The following is an 18,256-nucleotide window of genomic DNA, read 5'->3' as shown; positions in this document are numbered from 1 at the left end:
ATAGAACAAAGAGACGAAAATGATGAAAGCAACAAAGCTTTTAAGCCGCATATTTAGTGCATTCATTTGTGCCTCGGTGTTCATGCTGGCACCGATCCAATCCCAGGCTATGCAAGGCGTTAAAATCATTAGCTTGGATAGCAGTTATACTGCTGGAGCAAAAGGCAGCTTGACTGCCAACGCAAATAGTGTCGATTTGCCCGTTGGCCAATCCATGATTATTGAAACCGAGGAAGATATTAAAGATGTCTTGGTCTCGGCTCCAGCAATTGCCGACGCAACCGTAAAAAACAAAAGGCGCCTGTTCGTTTTCGGTAACAGCCTAGGTTCGGCAAACCTTGTAATCTTCGGTAATGGCGGCAAGCAGCTTGCTGCCATGACGGTCAGGGTAGTAAACGATATTTCCTCTCTGCGCACATTAATCAGAAAGCTGCTTCCAAACTCGAATATACGTATTGATGCATACCAAAATAACATAATTCTATCCGGTATTGCTTTAAATGCGCTAGAGGCTCAGCGCGCCCAGGATATCGCTGAAAAATTCATCAGTGAAGGCGGCAGCGTTCTCAATACAATAAATATTGCCGAGAAAGAGCAAGTGCAACTGCGTGTAACAGTAGCAGAGGTTAACCGCGAAGTTATCAAACAATTGGGTGTTAAGTTCTCGGGCTCAGTAGGCTTTGGCAATTCAAGTATTTCGCTTAATTCGAACCCGGGTTATAACGTCAATACAACAGTAAATAACGCCACTCAGCTGGCAAGTAACATCATATCTGGCAATAATTCGCTCACTGCAAATGTAAAAGCCTTACAACGTGATGGTATTGCAAAGATGCTGGCTGAACCGAATTTGGTGGCGGTATCCGGTGAAAACGCTAGTTTTCTAGCAGGTGGTGAATTTCCGGTAGTTGTTGGCTGGGAAGACAATAAAGTTTCCTATGAATACAAACCATTTGGTGTTGGGCTGGACTTCACGCCTGTTGTTTTATCGGGTGGGCGGATCAAGGTGCGCATTAAAACCGAGGTCAGCGAACTATCTAGCCAAGGTGCCTTGTCTATAGGAGCTGTATCTGTTCAGGCGCTGAAAGTTCGCCGTGCAGAATCAACGGTCGAGCTTCCTTCGGGCGGTACATTGGTCATGGCTGGCTTGCTTCGCGAAGATTATTCGCAAGCAATGGAAGGCACGCCAGGCTTGAGTGATATCCCTATTTTGGGGCAGCTGTTTAAGAGCCGTGACTTTAAACAGCAACAAACGGAACTGGTTATTTTTGTAACGCCTTACATCGTGCGCGCGGTTGCAGCCAGCGATTTGGCCAAACCGACAGATAATTTAACACCACCCGATGATGCTTCATCAATTTTCATGGATCAACTCAACCGTATTTATAGCGATGGTGATGCGCCTGTTAAAGGCAAATATCATGGCGATATCGGCTATATCTACGAATAGGGGGATGAATAAATGCCAGGAATAAGCAGCCCTCTCACAAGCAAACAAAGCAAAACCCACCACAATAACTTGCAACATGCGCATGGTAAGCTCGGGCTCGGGCTGGTTTTGGCTCTACTATTGTCTGCTTGCCAAAGTGGTGGCGAGATAAATGCCGTCGATATTGCAGAGTTCAATTATCGCCAAAAGCATCCGATAATGATAACCGAAGCTCCGGAGAATATGGATATTCCGGTTGCAGGCAGAATGCGGCGCATTAATCGCCAATTACGTACGGCCCTCATTTCCTTTGCACAGGAAGCAAAAATGGAGGGCGACGGTTTTGTCGAAATTCTGGTGCCGGAAGGCGCGGCCAACGATGCAGCTGTAAAAGCAGTCGCGCCACAAATTCGGGCGGCAATTACCTCGGGGGGGATTGCCAGACGTAAGGTAGTAACGCGCACTTACCAGATAAATGACCCCGCCGCTTCTGGCCCTATACGGGTTTCATATGCACGCATGAAGGCGAGCGTACATAAGTGTGGCCAATGGCCCGAAAATATCAAAGCCAATGCAGATAATACGAATTTTCACAATTTCGGTTGTTCGCAACAGGCAAATCTGGCGGCCATGGTAGATAACCCGGCAGATTTATTGCGACCACGTCCCTCAACGCCATCAGACCCGGCACGTCGGGCACGCGTTATTGGTGCTTATCGTCAGGGTCAAAACACCTCATCACAACACACCGAGGGTGTGGGCGCGAACGTCTCTGGAAAGTAACGGGGTAAGTCATGTCTGAAACAGCTGCGCAACAACCGATGTCGACGAATTCACTGCCATCTGATGTGGATTTTAAAAGCATCTCTCTCCCGCGTATAACCATACAGGCTTTTTGCGAAACCAAAGCCCAGGCCGATGAAATTGAAGCTGCGGGGCGCGATCGGCGAATGGATAAAACCCATACCAATGTGTATGGCGGTGGTATTGATGCTGCTGCCCAGTATTATGCATCGGCGGCAACACCCAACCTGCTCATTGTTGAAACCCAGCTAACAGGCCAGGCATTGCTTAATGAGCTGGATAAATTGGCCGATGTATGTGACCCCGGCACCAAGGTAATGGTTATTGGGGTGTTGAATGATGTCGAGCTTTATCGTGCCCTGATCACCAATGGCGTTAGTGAATATCTTGTAGGGCCGGTTTCACTTCAAAAATTCATATCAACAATTAGCCGCTTTTATGAAGGACCGGCAACCGAGCCCATGGGTAGGACGATTGCTGTTGTTGGGGCAAAAGGGGGCTGCGGCTCTTCATGTGTGGCCCACAATTTATCATGGACAATCGCCCATACCCTGGAAAATGACGTTGCTATATGTGATCTGGACTTGCCGTTCGGTACTGGAGGATTGGATTTCAATCAAGATCCCATGCAAGGTATTTGGGATGCTGTTTCAACTCCGGACAAGTTGGACAAAACTTTTATCGATCGTTTACTGGCAAAATGTAATGAGCGTTTGAGCCTGCTTGCCGCACCAGCCATGCTTGATCGAACCTACGATTTTACTGAGGAGCAGTTCCAACCGGTCATTAATAGTGCCCGCGAAACATCGCCTGTCGTCGTACTGGATTTACCCCACACCTGGAACGCTTGGAATAAGCAGGTTCTGGCCTCGGCAGATGAGGTTGTGATTGTTGCTGAGCCGGATTTAGCCAATTTGCGCAATGCAAAAAACCTTATGGATGCACTCACGCAACTCCGTCCGAATGATCAACGGGCCCTATTGGTATTGAACAAAGTGGGGGTGCCCAAGCGGCCGGAAATTCGTATCGAAGACTTTGGCGCGGCGTTAGAAACAACGCCTGTTTGTTCACTTGGTTATGAGCCGCTCATGTTTGGCAATGCGGCCAATAATGGCCAGATGATTGCTGAAGTGAATAAAAAGCATGCCATTGCAAAACACTTTGAAGAACTGGCTCGCACAACAATGGGGCACACAGAATCAAAGCAGCCCAAAACATCAACAATCAATAGTTTTCTATCAAAGCTTGGGCGCAAATAATCTATTCAATTTAGGGGTATCGTGAGTATGTTTGGAAGACGCGGAAACACAGGCGCAACAACACCTGCAAAAGGTATTTCGCCAGCACCGGTGGGCCAACAGCCACTGGCACCGCCCCCCTCAACGCCTGTACTGGAGCAACAGCCAGCACCGCTTGCCACTCCTATAGCCTCTGCCAATGTGCAACCAACGGCAATAAACTCGAAAACAACTCCGGTTATAACCGCAGAGCAGCCAAAAGTGCAGGGGCGCAAAACCAGGGAATACTACTCGCGAAAAGCGGATATCTTTAACGCACTGGTCGAGGCAATCGACTTATCCCAGCTCTCAAGGCTTAACCGCGAGGAAGCCCGCGATGAAATTCGCGAGGTGGTCAACGATATCATATCCCTGAAAAACATCGTGATGACAATCGCCGAGCAGGAGAGCCTGCTTGAAGATATATGTAATGATGTCTTGGGTTATGGGCCGCTAGAACCACTTTTGGCCCGAGACGATATTGCCGATATCATGGTCAATGGTGCAGATACCATTTACATTGAAACCGGCGGCATGGTTGAGCAAACCCCTATTCAGTTTCGCGATAACAAGCAACTTATGAATATTTGTCAACGCATCGTATCACAGGTTGGTCGCCGGGTTGATGAAGCCAGCCCCATATGCGATGCCCGCTTGCCCGATGGTTCCCGTGTGAATGTTATTGCTCCGCCCTTGGCGCTTGATGGCCCTTCACTCACAATTCGTAAATTCAAAAAAGATAAACTCACACTGGAACAGCTCACAAGTTTTGGTTCCATTTCGCCAGAAGGAGCGCAAATACTGGAAATAATCGGTCGTGTGCGTTGTAATGCCATTATTTCTGGAGGTACGGGCTCGGGTAAAACCACGTTGCTCAACTGTTTAACCCGTTATATCGACAGCACAGAACGCATTATTACCTGCGAAGACAGTGCCGAACTTCAGTTGCAACAGCCGCATGTGGTGCGCTTGGAAACCCGCCCGCCAAACCTGGAAGGTGAGGGGGAGGTAACCATGCGCGATTTGGTGAAAAACTGTCTTCGTATGCGCCCCGAACGTATTATTGTTGGTGAGGTGCGTGGCCCCGAGGTATTCGATTTACTGCAGGCCATGAACACCGGTCATGATGGTTCCATGGGCACCATCCACTCTAACTCTCCGCGTGAATGTTTAAAGCGTATGGAAGCGATGATTGCCATGGGTGGCTTTTCGCTGCCGGCGCGTACAGTGCGCGAAATCATCGTTGGTTCGGTTGATATCATCATCCAGGCCGCGCGTCTTCGTGATGGTTCACGCCGCATTACTCACATAACAGAGGTTGTGGGTATGGAAGGTGATGTGGTCACCACACAAGATTTGTTTGTTTACGACATTATTGGTGAAGATGCGCAAGGTAAAATCGTAGGGCGTCATCGCTCTAACGGCATTGGCCGACCGGCATTTTGGGACCGTGCCCGCTACTTTGGCGAGGACGAGCGCTTGGCCCGTGCCCTGGATGCTGCTGAAGTTACCGGGAGCTAACCAATGGATGTAAAAGAGCTATTAGTTATTTTGCTGGTAACCCTTAGTGTCGGAGGTCTTTTGTTTGTTGTTGCCCTGCCATATATAAATGGCGAACGACGGCAGGCAAAAAGGGTCGATCAGGTTGCCCGCAAAAAGCCGCTGGAAAGTGATCGTCTGGCCAGTATGAGTCAAACAAACCGTAAAAAAAACATACAAGACCAGCTTAAAGCTATGGAAGAAAAGCAGGCGGCCAAGCGCAAGAATGCCGATAGGCCAGCATTTGCAGACTGGATTGCGCAAGCAGGCTTGAACTGGAACAGGCAAAAATTCTATTTGTTTTCAGCAGCGTGTTCTCTAGGCTTTTATGTACTCAGCCTTGTTCTGGAAACCAGTATGATTGTTTCCCTGGCCTTTGCATTGAACGGCTTTTTAGGTTTCCCGCGTTGGTTTGTGAGCAGACAAAGAAAACGGCGGTTTAATCGCTTTTTGGATGAGTTCCCCAATTCGGTAGATGTGATTGTTCGCGGTGTGAAGTCCGGCCTTCCTCTGAATGATTGCATACAAATCATTGCCCGCGAGGCGAAAGACCCTGTTTCTACCGAGTTCCAGAAAGTAATCGAAAACCAGCAGTTGGGGGTTCCTCTGTCCGAGGCAATACAAGGGCTTGCCAACCGTGTCCCCTTAGCAGAGGCAAATTTCTTTGCCATTGTAATTGCTATCCAGTCCGAAGCTGGCGGCTCTCTTTCCGAAGCACTTGGAAATTTGTCGAAGGTTTTACGAGGTCGTAAGGCAATGCAAGGCAAAGTTAAAGCGGTGAGTCAGGAGGCCAAAACATCGGCCTGGATTATTGGCTCTATGCCTGTTTTGGTCGCATTAGCAGTCTATATGCTGAACCCTGATTACATCATGAAACTGTTTATTGAAGATTTCGGCAATCTCGTTTTACTCGGTTGCGCTATTTGGATGGCAATTGGCGTGCTTGTGATGCGCAAAATGATTAACTTCGATATTTAGAGGTAAATATGGTTATCGCAGACCTGATTGATAAGCAAAACATCATAGCTGTTCTGACCATGATTGCAGTTACAGGCACGCTTTACACGCTGGCACAACCGTTTTTAGAGCGTGATAACCTCAAGTCGCGTATGAAATCGGTTTCAACCGAGCGGGAAAAAATCCGCCAGCGCGAGCGTGCCCGTCTGGCAGCCGAAAAAGAGCAGCAGCGCATTTCCTTGCGCAATAAGCCTAAAGAAAATGTCCGCCATTTTGTTGAAAAATACAATTTGAAAAACCTGCTGTCCAATGAAGACACCACAAATCGCTTGAAGCAGGCGGGCTACAGAGGGCAGGGGCCTTTGTATACTTACCTCATCATGCGCATCATTATGCCGGTCCTTCTGCTCGTGGTCTCCATATTTTACACAATGATACTCTTGGGCGATCAAGTCAGCCAATCCCAGGCGGTTTTGATTTCCTTAGGTGTTGCTATCCTTGGTTTTTTCTCGCCCAATATTTTTATTCAAAACAAAATCACCAAGCGGCAGCAAGATATTCGCAGAGCTTGGCCCGATGCCATGGACCTGATGCTGATCTGTGTGGAATCTGGGGTTTCAGTGGAAGGAGCCTTTAAAAAAGTAGCGGAAGAAATTGGTGTGCAATCAGCAGCACTGGCAGAAGAGCTGAGCCTAACCAATGCCGAACTGTCATTTTTAGATGACCGTACCAAGGCCTATACCAATCTGATCGACCGTACAGGGCTGGATGCGATCAAAGATACAATGTTAGCGATGACCCAGTCCGAACGCTATGGTACCCCGGTTGGTCAGGCACTGCGTGTCTTGGCTGATGAAGTTCGTTTGCAGCGCATGCAGGAAGCCGAGCGTAAAGCCGCAGCACTGCCCCCAAAGCTCACAGTACCAATGATTACGTTTTTTCTACCGGTTTTGATTGTTGTAATTATCATGCCCGCTATGATGGACGTGATGAAATATATGTAAACGGCAACCAAGCCACAGTGGGGCTATTTGAAAAAGGAATAGCCCCTACGATAATCCCCAATCAACCAAGCGGTGCCGAGCAATGATCCCCGAGAGCTCATTTTAGTTTTGCGCCAATTTCCGGCTTTTTAGCATCATTTGTAAATAGGCTATGTTTTTTTCAGCCTTAACCGGGTCCAGTTCGGCCCGTGCCAGTGCCATCGCTTCGTCGTAGCGTCCCTGCAGTCCAATTGCCAGCGCCAGATTTTGCCGAATACGACTGCTGCCATATCCTTCGTCAATGGCTTTTCGCAGAACAGTTTCTGCTTGTTTCAAATCACCGGCAAGTAAGAAAGACAACCCCATATTGTTTAGTATGGTCGGTTGGCCCGGCGCGATTTTCAAAGCCTGCCTGTATAAAGCCCGCGCAGCATCATGGTGTCCTTGTTGGTCTAAAATTGCTCCTTTGGCAGATAGTATACGCCAATCGGGGTTTGTCGGGTCAAGCGCAGAGTTAAAAACATTCAAAGCCTCGTCCAGCTTGCCATTTTCTGCAAGTACCTTGCCATAGGCCGACGAAATCTCGGTATCGCTTTGATGGGAAATAACCCCTTTACGTAAAATGGCTTCTGCCTGTTCGCCTTGTTTGTTGACACGCAAAGCGGCTGAATAATTCAAAATAGCGCTACGGTTTTTCTTGTCTTTCTCGTAGGCTAGGCTCCAACGCTGCAACGCACCAGACAACTCACTACTATTCGATTTGTAATCACGAACGATATGACCGGAATTATCAGCACTCTTTTGCTGTGTTGTTGCACAGCTTGCCAGTCCAAGCAGGCCAAGTACTATGAATGTGTTGCGCAAGTAATAACGTGAGTTCTTATTTGAATTTTTGACAAAGCTCTGAGAATATTCAAGAAACATTTAGGTAACTCCCCCGATGCCCCTTTCGTAATAGGCTGTTAACCCTAATATGTAGTTAATAAAATTAATGGGCTAATAATGCTAAGTTGCCACCTGCCGATCATGGAATTGCAAATGAAATTGCAACATAGCGATCGCTCTAGCCTGTATGACTGCGTATTTCTGTTAGCGAGTTGTTATTACATGGTGTTTATGTGCTTGAAGCATTTGGCCACAATAGCTACTCTCGTCAAAACTAATCTGCTGTTTTCATTTCGTGATTGGAGAATAAAGTGGCACCTAACCTGTTGTCCGCAGCTGGCCAAGCACCAGTAATTGAAGTTTACGTTGTCGAGCCAGAGCAACTGTCAGCGACGCTGGAGAATTTGCAGGCCGGGCAGTGGGCACAAGCCAACAACTTTACGCAAAACTCAAGTGAGCCTTTAATTGTCCCCGGTGAAGCCGGCATTGCCGCTGTTGTGCAAGTTCTCTCGGAAAGTAGACAAGAACTGCAGTGCGGTGCAGAGCTCGCTCTAAAAGCTCCGGCGGGCCAGTATCGTTTGGTTGCCACAAAACCCGACGAAGCCGCCTATGCACTTGGTTTTGCCTTGGCTTGCTATCGTTTTTCAATGCAGACAACAGCGCAAAAGCCGCTTGCACAACTGGTTCTTAACGACACCGTTCTAATGGAAGAGCTCGCACCTGTTGTAAATGGCGTTTACCTTGCGCGTGATCTTATCAATACACCTGCCAACGACTTGGGTCCCAAGGAGTTGGCTGCAGCTGCCATTAAACTTTTCGAACAGCATAACGGCCACTGCGAAATTATCTCAGGTGAAGAGTTGCAAGAGGGCTTTCCGCTGGTCCATGCCGTAGGGCAGGGGAGCGATCGTGCACCGCGCCTTATTGATGCCACTTGGGGGGATAAGCAGCACAAAACAGTCACTCTGGTTGGTAAAGGCGTTATTTTCGATAGTGGTGGGCTGGACCTCAAACCAGCAGCAGGAATGCTGCTCATGAAAAAAGACATGGGTGGTGCTGCCAATGTTTTAGGGCTTGCCTCAATGATAATGCAGGCAAAGCTACCTATCCGCCTACGGGTAATCATCCCGGCCGTTGAAAACGCCGTATCGGGACGCTCCTTCCGCCCGTCAGATGTCTTTACAAGCCGCAAAGGCCTGACTGTAGAAATAGGTAATACAGATGCGGAGGGCCGTTTAGTATTGGCCGATGCTCTGGCCTATGCGGATGAGGAAAAACCGGAACTGCTAATTGATATGGCAACGTTAACCGGTGCTGCTCGTGTGGCATTGGGTCCGGATTTGCCGCCCTTTTATACCAGTGATGAAGAGCTGGCCGAAACTGTGGCGGTTCACAGCGAGGCTGTCAACGATCCGCTCTGGCGTATGCCGCTTTGGGCACCCTATCGCAGTTACATCACTTCAAAAATAGCCGATATTGCAAACGTCAATACTTCCGGCGCCGGTTTTGCCGGCTCCATGACAGCAGCTCTCTTTTTGCAAAACTTTGTCGAAAAAGCAGGGTCTTGGATGCACTTTGATATTTTCGGTTGGACGCCAATTGCAAGGGACATCAAACCGCAAGGTGGCGAGGCACAAGGCATAAGAGCACTATTTGATATGCTTAAAGAAAATAGTGGGACGAAGTAATAGGAACTTGTTACCGGGCAACATACCAAAACCGTTGTCCGGTAACTAACCGATCAGCAATAAGTTTCCGTTAGTTTTAGGTGAGCAGGAATTGGGAATGAAAAACCTATGAGCGTTGAGTTGCGAGGGTCACAAGCATTAAAATTATGGCACGATGTGTCGTTGTCTCTGGTGCGCTCGGCAGAGCAAGACCTCACATCTCGCCAGCTCACCTTGTTGTTGACCGTCTATTTGGATACCCCGCCCCATACGGTAAAAGGCTTGTCTGAGAAACTGGAAATCACCAAACCGGCCATTACCAGAGCTCTCGATAGTTTGGGGCAAATGAAGCTGCTGTCGCGCAAGCGCGACCCGAAGGACAGACGTATTGTTTACGTGACCCGAACCGTTCAAGGTGCACAGTATTTACAAGAGCTGGGCGATATGGTGGTTAAGAAAGCAGCACTTTTACCAACCTGATTAAACCAGCATATATTGCAAATGTAAAAGAGGCTTAGGGGCTCAATGAATAAGCAGTTTGATCGGCGCTTACATCCGATAAAATCCGACTTGGCAGCACAGTCCTACAAGGACAAAGTCGAGCGCCCCAGCTACGCTTTGCCGTCCTTAAAACAAATCAACACAGAGCTTGTAGACCTACGTCAGTCACCTGATGTTACAACCGGTATCGACACCCAGCTTATATACGGCGAACAAATAGATATATACGAGCAGACCAATGATGGCTGGTCATGGGGGCAGTCAAAAGAGGATGGTTATGTGGGCTGGCTGCCAACCGCAGCGCTTGCCGCCCCTTCTACGCCAAGCCATAAGGTTTGTACTCTTAGAAGCTACGTGTATCCGCTTGCGGATTTGAAATCACCCGTTAACCGCTTGTTGTCAATGGGTGCAAAAGTGACGGTCATTGGTTACGAAACGACGCGTGGTTTAAACTATGCCAAACTGAGTACTGGTGGCTTTATGGTCGCAAGTCATTTGGCGCGATGTGATGAGTATGTCACGGACTGGGTTGCAACAGCCGAAAAACTGTTGGGTACTCCTTACTTATGGGGAGGTCGCTCAGCCATTGGTCTCGATTGCTCGGGTCTGGTCCAGTTATCTGCAGCAACTGCAGGGTATCAGTTGCAACGTGATGCGGATATGCAAGAGGCCACTGCCGGTAATCATCTGGGGAATTTAGAGGCTAAATCACAACTTCAAAGAGGTGATCTGCTGTTTTGGAAAGGCCATGTGGCAATTATGAGCGATAGCAACACAATCATTCATGCTAATGGGCACACAATGACTGTTGCCTACGAAAATTTGGATGCCGCACTTAACAGGATCGCTCAAAACGAATTCGGCAACCTGACGTCGATTCGACGCTTATAATTAGTATATGCAAAGCACATAAAGTAATTCGGTTGTATTTATCATTTATTTATAGATATTTTTAACAATAAATAAATGTAACAGTATTCTTTTAACCTGTTGCTAGCTATGAGCTATTCTTTATTGAATGGCCACATGAAAACTATTTAGATAAAATATTAGTCATTTTTTAGGAATCCCCGTCAAAATTAAGTATAGATAAGTGCGAATAGGGGATGCTGTCGATATGGCTGCACAGGTAAAATACTATCACTTTCTTGCTCTTGTTGCCGGATTGTGTTTGCCGACAAGTTCAAGCGTGTTGGCAAATGATGTTCAGGTAATTACCGATCAAGCGAAAGTATTTCGTATTGAAGAGCCGGCATCAACGGTTGTTATTGGTAATCCAGCCATTGCAGATGTGGTAATACATGAAGGCACAACCGTTATTGTCACAGGCAAAAGCTATGGTTCAACAAATTTGATTATTCTCAATCAAGATGCAGAACCCATAGTTGATGAAATGATAACGGTCAGTTCCGCTGAAGATAAATTCGTTGTGGTACAACGTAATTCAGCACGTTCAAGCTATACATGTAATCCAGAGTGTGAACCGGCTTTGCGGGTTGGGGACGTCGGGCACCATTTTTCATCGATGCAATCGCAGTCTCAACAACGCAACGATATGGCCAAATCCAAGTGATGCTATTTCTTTTGCATCTAAAGTCAAAGTGTAAACCTAGAGCGTATTCCCGAAAAGTGGATGCCGGTTTTCGGATAAGAATACGTGTCATAATAAAGCGTATTCCCGAAAAGTGCCTACCGGTTCTCGGTTAAGAATACGCGTCAAATAATAGGTTCAAGCGGTTTGAGTGCTTCTATGGATCGCAAACTGCTTAATCATATTTAATTCTCATGTACGCATCGTTTGATGTGCAGTCATCGCAGGCTGTTATTGGTACATATGGGGGCGAAAATGTTGTCGCGAATATTTAAAAAAAGGGCAGAGCCTGCGGGCAATAAACTGGCAAGGTTTAAAAAAGACAAGCGCGGTGTAACCGCTGTTGAGTTTGCAATTCTAGCTGTTCCTTATTTTATGCTCATTTTTGGAATTTTAGAAACCGGCCTAGTTATGTTGGGTGGTCAATTGCTCGACCATGCCACAGCAGAGGCAGCAAGATTTGTGCGGACCGGACAAGCACAGGGAAAAAATAAAGCGGCATTAACAACCATCATCTGCAGCAGTTCGGCCAATATTTTTTGCCTTAAACCCGACCGCCTGTCAGTGAGCGTTAAAGATTTTACCTCCTTCAAAGAGGTCGCAGATGTACCTGCACCAAAATACGACCCTAAAAGCGGTAAATGGGATTTCCATGAAGAATTCAAACTGGGTTCGAGGAATTCTATAATGTTGCTTCGGGTTAACTATCGCTGGCCCATGATGACAGAATGGATGAAGAGCGCTTTTGCAGACAATAAGAGTGGCGATAGGGTGTTATCCAGTTCCGCTGTTTTTCGCAACGAGCCCTTTTAATCCCTTTTACGCTACACATGTTTAAATAGGTGGCATCAAATGTATCCTTCAATGAAATCATTATTGAGTAACAATGGGGGCGTTGCTGCGGTAGAATTTGCGCTCGTCGTACCTGTTTTGATTTTCCTTCTGCTCGGCGTGGTTGAACTCAACCTACTACTCACGATGGATCGTAAGGTCTCGCAAACGGCGGCAACTGTCTCGGACTTAATTGCACGGGAGCGGAAAATGAGCGACAGTGATATGACCAACATCTTTGACTCTGTTAAACAGGTTATGGTGCCGTACTCGTCAGAAGGTCTCACCCTGAATGTCGGCGTTGTACATTTTGTAGAAAGTGGGAAAGGCGATAAAAAGGTTATCAAGCCCAAAACTGTGTGGAGCGTGGGCCGCGATGGAACTGGTGCCCCTAATTTGGAGCCATGGACGGAAGGTTCGCCGCCAACAGGTATCGATATTCCAGATGATATTGCAATTGCAAACAGCTATCTGATTATTGGCGAATCTAAGTACACACACAGACCTGAATTAGGTAAGTTTTTTCCGGGTGGCATTTTGGCCGAAATCGAATTAAGCGACGTATTCTTCCTGCAAGGACGAAAAGTTTCCTGCCCCGAGTACAAACAAAAATGCGATGCTGATATGAAGAAAACGGGTAGCTAGAGTTAAAAAACAAGAGTTATCCTTTATTTACTATATATTACAATGAGTTGCCGCCGCTGTGTCATAGTAACACAGCGGTCTTTTCAATGCGTCATTTTCAGGTATATGTGATTAAGATCAATGGCGCTCCTTCATGAGTGGGTCATTAAACCCGTGAAGAACATTTAACAATGACATGAAGGTGCCGCTGTCAGTTCACGTGCTTGTAATAGATATATGAGAGCCTGCGGGCTCCTAATGGATATTCAGCGACTAGGGCTGACGGTCACAAAACAATTTGAAAGAGGCCCCAATGGCAACGAACCGAACCTACGATCAAATTAAGGTCGGCGATACCGCAACGCGCTCCCGCATTTGTACAGCTAACGATTTGTTTGTATTTGCTCATGCATCAGGCAATATAAACCCATTGCACTTGCCAAATGCACACTACAATGGTGAGAATGAAGGCGAAGGTCCTTCAGCGCCGTTCATGTGGGGCGGAACGCTCATTTCTGCAGTCATCGGTAATGTGTTGCCGGGCCCCGGTACTGTTTACCGCGATCAGACTTTGAAGTTTCATCAAAAAGTTAAAGTTGACCAAGTCCTCGACGTAACTGTCGAAGTTTTGGAAAAACTCCCTGAAAACCGTGTCCGTTTGAAAACCGATGTGAAACTCGATGACGGCACATTGGTGGCTGAGGGTGAAGCATTGGTGATCGCGCCAACCGAAACAATCAGCTACGACCCGGAAAAACTGCCAAGTCTGCTGATGAAGCGCCACCAGCACTTTGAGCGCTTGGTATCCTTGGCGAAAAAACTGCCAGCTATTCCGACCTCCGTTGTTTGCCCAGACGATTCCAACTCTCTAGGCGGTACAGTGCTTGCAGCTGAGGCTGGTCTTATTGTGCCAATCCTGTGTGGCCCTGCCAAACGCATTCAAGCTGCTGCTGAAAAAATCGGCGTCGACATTTCCAAGTATGAGCTGATCGACTGTGAAGACGAAAGCGCATCAGCCGCCCGCGCTGTTGCTCTGGTTCATGAAGGCCGTGTTCGTTCCGTCATGAAGGGTCACCTGCACACCGACGACCTGCTGCGCCATGTGGTGAAACGTGAAGGTGGTCTACGCACCAAACGCCGTATTTCCCATGCATTCGTAATGGATGTTCCGGGCCGTAACACGCCGGTTATCATTTCTGATGCAGCAATCAACATTGCACCGGACTTGGTGACCAAGGTCGACATCACCCAAAACGCCATTAACGTTGCCCGTTCTATCGGCATGGAACCACCAAAAGTCGGTATCCTGTCTGCATTGGAAACTGTGAACCCGGCAATCCCGTCCACATTGGACGCCGCTGTTCTTTCCAAAATGGCTGATCGTGGTCAGATCAAAGGCGGTATCGTCGATGGTCCACTAGCTATGGATAATGCGATTGATCTGGAAGCTGCCCGCACCAAAGGGATTGAATCCCACGTTGCAGGTCGCGCCGAGGTGCTCGTTGTGCCAAACCTTGAAGCCGGTAACATGGTGGCAAAAGAGCTGACCTTTGTTTCCCACGCTGAAACTGCAGGTCTTGTGGTTGGTGCTCGCGTACCGGTAATTCTTACCAGTCGCGCTGACAGCGATCGCGCCCGTCTTGTTTCCTGTGCTCTTGCCTCTCTGTTTGATTACTTCAAAACCAATGGCGTGGCATTCGATGGCAAAGAACAAAAACTAGCAGCGGAATAATCGGACAAAACATGAGCATTGAAACAATTCTCGTACTGAACGCAGGTTCATCTTCTATCAAGTTCCAGCTTTTTAAGGGTGAAGAAAGCGTCCTGTCCGGCCAGATCGATGGTCTAGGCGCAAAAGCATGGATTAAGGCAAAAACTGCGGCAGGCGATAAAATCGCCGACCGCGCCATGACCGATGAGGAAGCCAAGAACCACAATACTGCACTAAATGTGCTACTTGACGTGCTGCACCAATTTGATGGCAACTTGGAAGTAGACGCCATTGGTCACCGTGTGGTGCATGGCGGACCAAACTACTCCGAGCCACGTCTGGTTACACCAGAAGTGATTAAAGAAGTAGAGCGCATCAGCTCTATGGCACCACTGCATAACCCGCACCACCTCGCGGGTGTTCAAGGGGCTGCAGAAGCCTTTAAAGGCAAGCCACAAGTGCTGTGCTTCGATACTGCCTTCCACCGCAGCCAGAACTTCAACAACGAAGCCTACGCCTTGCCGCTCAGCTACTATGAAGAAGGCTACCGCCGCTATGGTATGCACGGCCAGTCTTATCTGTACATTTCCCGCGAGCTGCACAATGTGGCTCCGGAAATTGCCGATAAAAAAGTTGTTGTTGCCCACCTTGGCAACGGTGCTTCCATGACCGCCATTGAAAACGGCAAATGTGTTACCACCACCATGGGCTTCACCGCTCTTGACGGTCTGGCCATGGGCACCCGTTGTGGTTCTATCGATCCGGGCATCCTGCTCTATATGATGCAGGAAAAGAAAATGACGGTCGATGAAGTCGCCCATGTACTCTATAAAGAGTCTGGTATGCTTGGCCTCTCCGAAATTTCGCAGGATATGCGTGAACTCGAAGGCAGCAGCGATCCGAAAGCCAAACAGGCACTGGAATACTACGACAACCGCATCAAGCGCGAGTTGGGTGGTTTGGTTGCTTGTATGGGCGGTATTGATGCACTGGTCTTCACCGGTGGTATTGGCGAAAACTCCGCCAAAACCCGCGCCGGTGTATGTAAGGGCTTGGAATTCTTGGGTGTGGAAATTGATGAAGCCGCGAACGATCGCCGCGCATCCGAGGCAATCACCATCTCTGCAGCTTCTTCTAAAGTAAAAATCATGGCAATTCCAACCAACGAAGAAGCTATGATTGCGTCACAAACCCGCGAGATTTGTGAAGCACTTTAAGCAAAACCGAAAACGAATGATAAAAAGCCGCCTCATCCGGGGCGGCTTTTTTGTGGCAAGAATTCTTAACCATATCGCGCCAAATAAGCTCACAAGTGACAGCGCATCGCGTCTCTTTCTCCGTTAGCAACAAAGCTGAAAGAGAGCAGGAAATGCCCCAGATTAACGTCCTCACGGCTGGAAATAATGTCGAAAATCTACGTGCTTTTTGGATAACTGTGCCAAACGCCCAAGGTGGTGGCCCCCGTTGGGGCGAGAACGGCTTGGCTTGGAATGCAACCGCAAATGTCTCTGCTGGCACATATAACGCGGGTATATCCATAGCAGGTATTCAAAACCCGCTAGCCTTCCAAATTGTTATTCCCCAGCAAGCAGCGTTTGAAGTGCCTTCCCCAGGTGATAATGAAATTATCGTAGAGGTAGAGCAGCATGAAAATGGCTCAACCGTTTCAATAAACGTCAATAACTAAATAAACCCAATAAATAGAAGGCAGAATATATTTCTGTCTTCTATAATGAAATAATTTATATTTATATTATAAACTGTTGCTATATAAGTGTATATATTATGTAAATAAGTATTACTAAATAATAAGTAATTTTTATTTGATATTCAAAATATATATATCTTGGTATCGTTTGTAATATAATTAGATATATTTACAAAAATAGAAATATATACTAGAGGTTGCATTAGTAATATTAACATACTAATTGTAGTGATCCAAACACAATGAATAAATTTCTATTAGCAACCGCACTTACCCTTTCTCTTGCAGCTTGTGGTGGCGGAGGTGGCGGCGGAAGCAGTTCTGGTCCAGCTGGCTCGACATCAACCGGTTCTTCCACGAGTACACAGCCAACAAACACCAAGTACCTCACAGCACATGATGGTACGTTCGAGTACAAACATCAGGTGGATCCCGCTAAGGTGGCAGAACTCGAAGCCTCAAAGCAATATCAGGCGCTAATAGCTATTGATTCAGATACGTCGAGCTTTAGTTCAGCCGGCGGAATAACATCAATAAAATTTAGCCCATATAACGCAATTAAATTGGCATATGCCCATACAATGGGGCTAACAGGTAAAGGTCAAGTAATTGCCATGCTTAATGGCAAGCGTATTTATAAGCACAACGATTTAGATTTAACCAAAATAGGTCTTTTAGATCCCCTGTCATCCTCTGTAACTAAGTTAAGTGACATGGCCTTATCAACTACAAAGGTTACTGAACTAAGCACACATAAATCAGAGAATGTAGCAGTCATATTATCAGAAAAGATGACTTTAGGGCTTCTGGCATTGATTAATGCAAAGGATGATAATCAAGGCATAGTCGGTGTGGCTCCTGAGGCAAATATCCTTTTAAGTTCGGTACATGGAGAAGACACCGAACTCGCTGCACCTGTTCGCGCAGCAATCAAACGCGGCGCGAACATTCTTTTTTCACCAATGACTTTCTCGACGAAAATAGATTCGCCAACATACCTTAGCCTTGGACAGTATGACAAAAAAGCCTATGATGGTAAGATATTTACCTTAAATATGGTTTTAAGTGACGTAGAAGAACTAATAAAAACAGACAGTATTAGTTTTTCTCAGGCGATTGAAAATTTGAGAGTTCATTCTTCAAGTGTTCAAGGCGGTGTCGAACGCTACTTCGATGCACTTAAAGACTATAGTAAAACCGGTGTCTACATAACTCCAGCTATGGCACGAAAAACAAAAAATGGTTCATTTAGCCAGCATGTACTTGGGGTTCTACCAAGCTATATCAAGGAACTTTCTAAAACGAGTTTAACCGTTAATGGCGTTAGTTATGCCGAAAAACAGAAACCGAATAAATTGCACTTGGGGCTACAATCACCAAAGATAGCTGCTGGCTGCTATGAAGCTGCATCTTATTGTATTAGTGCTAGCAATGTCGTGGAAAAAGTTGCTGAGCCAACTGGCTCTAAATCAGATAATTATTATTTTTCCATATTACCAAATGGAAGCGCCGCCGCTCAAGTCGCTGGCGCTGTGGCGCTGGTGGCTGAAGCCTTCCCGACTTTGCGCAACGATGAGCTGGTCGCCCGTATCCTCGCTTCCGCCAACAACCGCTTTGATAACTTCAAGCAAAAAGGCACTGTCGATTTCGGCAACGGCCACAGTACACGACACATTTGCTGAGAGTGACTAAATCTGTTTGAGTGCTGGATTCTTCACCAAAAGGATCCAGAGCTTGTCCAACATCGTT

General features: G+C 47.1%; 17 protein-coding genes. 16 read left to right on the top strand and 1 reads right to left on the bottom strand.

The window, feature by feature from the left end; all coding sequences use genetic code 11:
• The first annotated feature begins 19 nt into the window (after window positions 1-19).
• The 6 genes from AYK67_RS05210 to AYK67_RS05185 are packed head-to-tail and all read left to right on the top strand — an operon-like array spanning window position 20 to window position 7,010.
• Entirely contained in the window at window positions 20-1,450 is a 1,431-nt protein-coding gene (locus AYK67_RS05210) for a type II and III secretion system protein family protein (RefSeq protein WP_068083325.1), read from the top strand.
• Window positions 1,451-1,462: 12 nt separating this feature from the next.
• A complete protein-coding gene (locus AYK67_RS05205) occupies window positions 1,463-2,212 on the top strand; it encodes a CpaD family pilus assembly protein (RefSeq protein WP_082735651.1) in 750 nt (249 codons plus the stop codon).
• A gap of 11 nt (window positions 2,213-2,223) precedes the next feature.
• Window positions 2,224-3,492, top strand: coding sequence for an AAA family ATPase (locus tag AYK67_RS05200; RefSeq protein ID WP_068083322.1), 1,269 nt, complete (start codon window positions 2,224-2,226; stop codon window positions 3,490-3,492).
• Window positions 3,493-3,519: 27 nt separating this feature from the next.
• Entirely contained in the window at window positions 3,520-5,031 is a 1,512-nt protein-coding gene (locus tag AYK67_RS05195) for a TadA family conjugal transfer-associated ATPase (protein ID WP_068083320.1), read from the top strand.
• Between the two features lie 3 nt (window positions 5,032-5,034).
• The gene (locus tag AYK67_RS05190; protein ID WP_068083317.1) at window positions 5,035-6,027 is read left to right on the top strand and encodes a type II secretion system F family protein; all 993 of its coding nucleotides are present in this window, start codon (window positions 5,035-5,037) and stop codon (window positions 6,025-6,027) included.
• A gap of 8 nt (window positions 6,028-6,035) precedes the next feature.
• Window positions 6,036-7,010 carry a type II secretion system F family protein gene (locus tag AYK67_RS05185; RefSeq protein ID WP_068083315.1) on the top strand — a complete coding sequence of 325 codons (975 nt, stop codon included), beginning with the start codon at window positions 6,036-6,038 and terminating at the stop codon, window positions 7,008-7,010.
• A gap of 102 nt (window positions 7,011-7,112) precedes the next feature.
• On the opposite strand, the gene AYK67_RS05180 is transcribed toward AYK67_RS05185, so the two are convergent.
• A complete protein-coding gene (locus tag AYK67_RS05180) occupies window positions 7,113-7,913 on the bottom strand; it encodes a tetratricopeptide repeat protein (protein ID WP_156453061.1) in 801 nt (266 codons plus the stop codon).
• 272 nt (window positions 7,914-8,185) lie between these two features.
• Between AYK67_RS05180 and AYK67_RS05175 the strand changes: the two genes are divergently transcribed.
• From AYK67_RS05175 to AYK67_RS05130, 10 genes are all read left to right on the top strand, one after another.
• Window positions 8,186-9,562, top strand: coding sequence for a leucyl aminopeptidase family protein (locus tag AYK67_RS05175; protein ID WP_068083313.1), 1,377 nt, complete (start codon window positions 8,186-8,188; stop codon window positions 9,560-9,562).
• A gap of 108 nt (window positions 9,563-9,670) precedes the next feature.
• Window positions 9,671-10,021, top strand: a complete 351-nt coding sequence (locus tag AYK67_RS05170; protein ID WP_068083310.1) for a MarR family transcriptional regulator — start codon at window positions 9,671-9,673, stop codon at window positions 10,019-10,021.
• A 45-nt stretch (window positions 10,022-10,066) separates the two neighbouring features.
• Complete coding sequence (locus tag AYK67_RS05165; RefSeq protein WP_068083307.1) at window positions 10,067-10,933, top strand: C40 family peptidase; 867 nt, start codon at window positions 10,067-10,069, stop codon at window positions 10,931-10,933.
• Window positions 10,934-11,159: 226 nt separating this feature from the next.
• On the top strand, window positions 11,160-11,615 hold the full coding sequence (locus tag AYK67_RS05160) for a pilus assembly protein N-terminal domain-containing protein (protein WP_068083304.1): 456 nt from the start codon (window positions 11,160-11,162) through the stop codon (window positions 11,613-11,615).
• 273 nt (window positions 11,616-11,888) lie between these two features.
• The gene (locus AYK67_RS05155) at window positions 11,889-12,446 is read left to right on the top strand and encodes a TadE/TadG family type IV pilus assembly protein (protein ID WP_068083301.1); all 558 of its coding nucleotides are present in this window, start codon (window positions 11,889-11,891) and stop codon (window positions 12,444-12,446) included.
• A 39-nt stretch (window positions 12,447-12,485) separates the two neighbouring features.
• Complete coding sequence (locus tag AYK67_RS05150) at window positions 12,486-13,109, top strand: TadE/TadG family type IV pilus assembly protein (RefSeq protein WP_068083298.1); 624 nt, start codon at window positions 12,486-12,488, stop codon at window positions 13,107-13,109.
• Between the two features lie 292 nt (window positions 13,110-13,401).
• The gene (locus tag AYK67_RS05145; protein WP_068083295.1) at window positions 13,402-14,820 is read left to right on the top strand and encodes a bifunctional enoyl-CoA hydratase/phosphate acetyltransferase; all 1,419 of its coding nucleotides are present in this window, start codon (window positions 13,402-13,404) and stop codon (window positions 14,818-14,820) included.
• Between the two features lie 11 nt (window positions 14,821-14,831).
• Window positions 14,832-16,016 (top strand): acetate/propionate family kinase, encoded by a 1,185-nt coding sequence (locus AYK67_RS05140; protein ID WP_068083293.1) that lies wholly within the window; start codon window positions 14,832-14,834, stop codon window positions 16,014-16,016.
• Window positions 16,017-16,066: 50 nt separating this feature from the next.
• Window positions 16,067-16,486: a hypothetical protein gene (locus AYK67_RS05135; protein WP_068083290.1), complete on the top strand. Its 420-nt coding sequence runs from the start codon at window positions 16,067-16,069 to the stop codon at window positions 16,484-16,486.
• A gap of 263 nt (window positions 16,487-16,749) precedes the next feature.
• On the top strand, window positions 16,750-18,189 hold the full coding sequence (locus AYK67_RS05130; RefSeq protein WP_068083288.1) for a S8/S53 family peptidase: 1,440 nt from the start codon (window positions 16,750-16,752) through the stop codon (window positions 18,187-18,189).
• The last annotated feature ends 67 nt before the right edge of the window (window positions 18,190-18,256 follow it).

This window comes from Polycladidibacter stylochi (genome assembly GCF_001562055.1).
Lineage (GTDB): Bacteria > Pseudomonadota > Alphaproteobacteria > Rhizobiales > Stappiaceae > Pseudovibrio > Pseudovibrio stylochi.
This window is presented reverse-complemented; position numbering and strand designations above follow the sequence as displayed.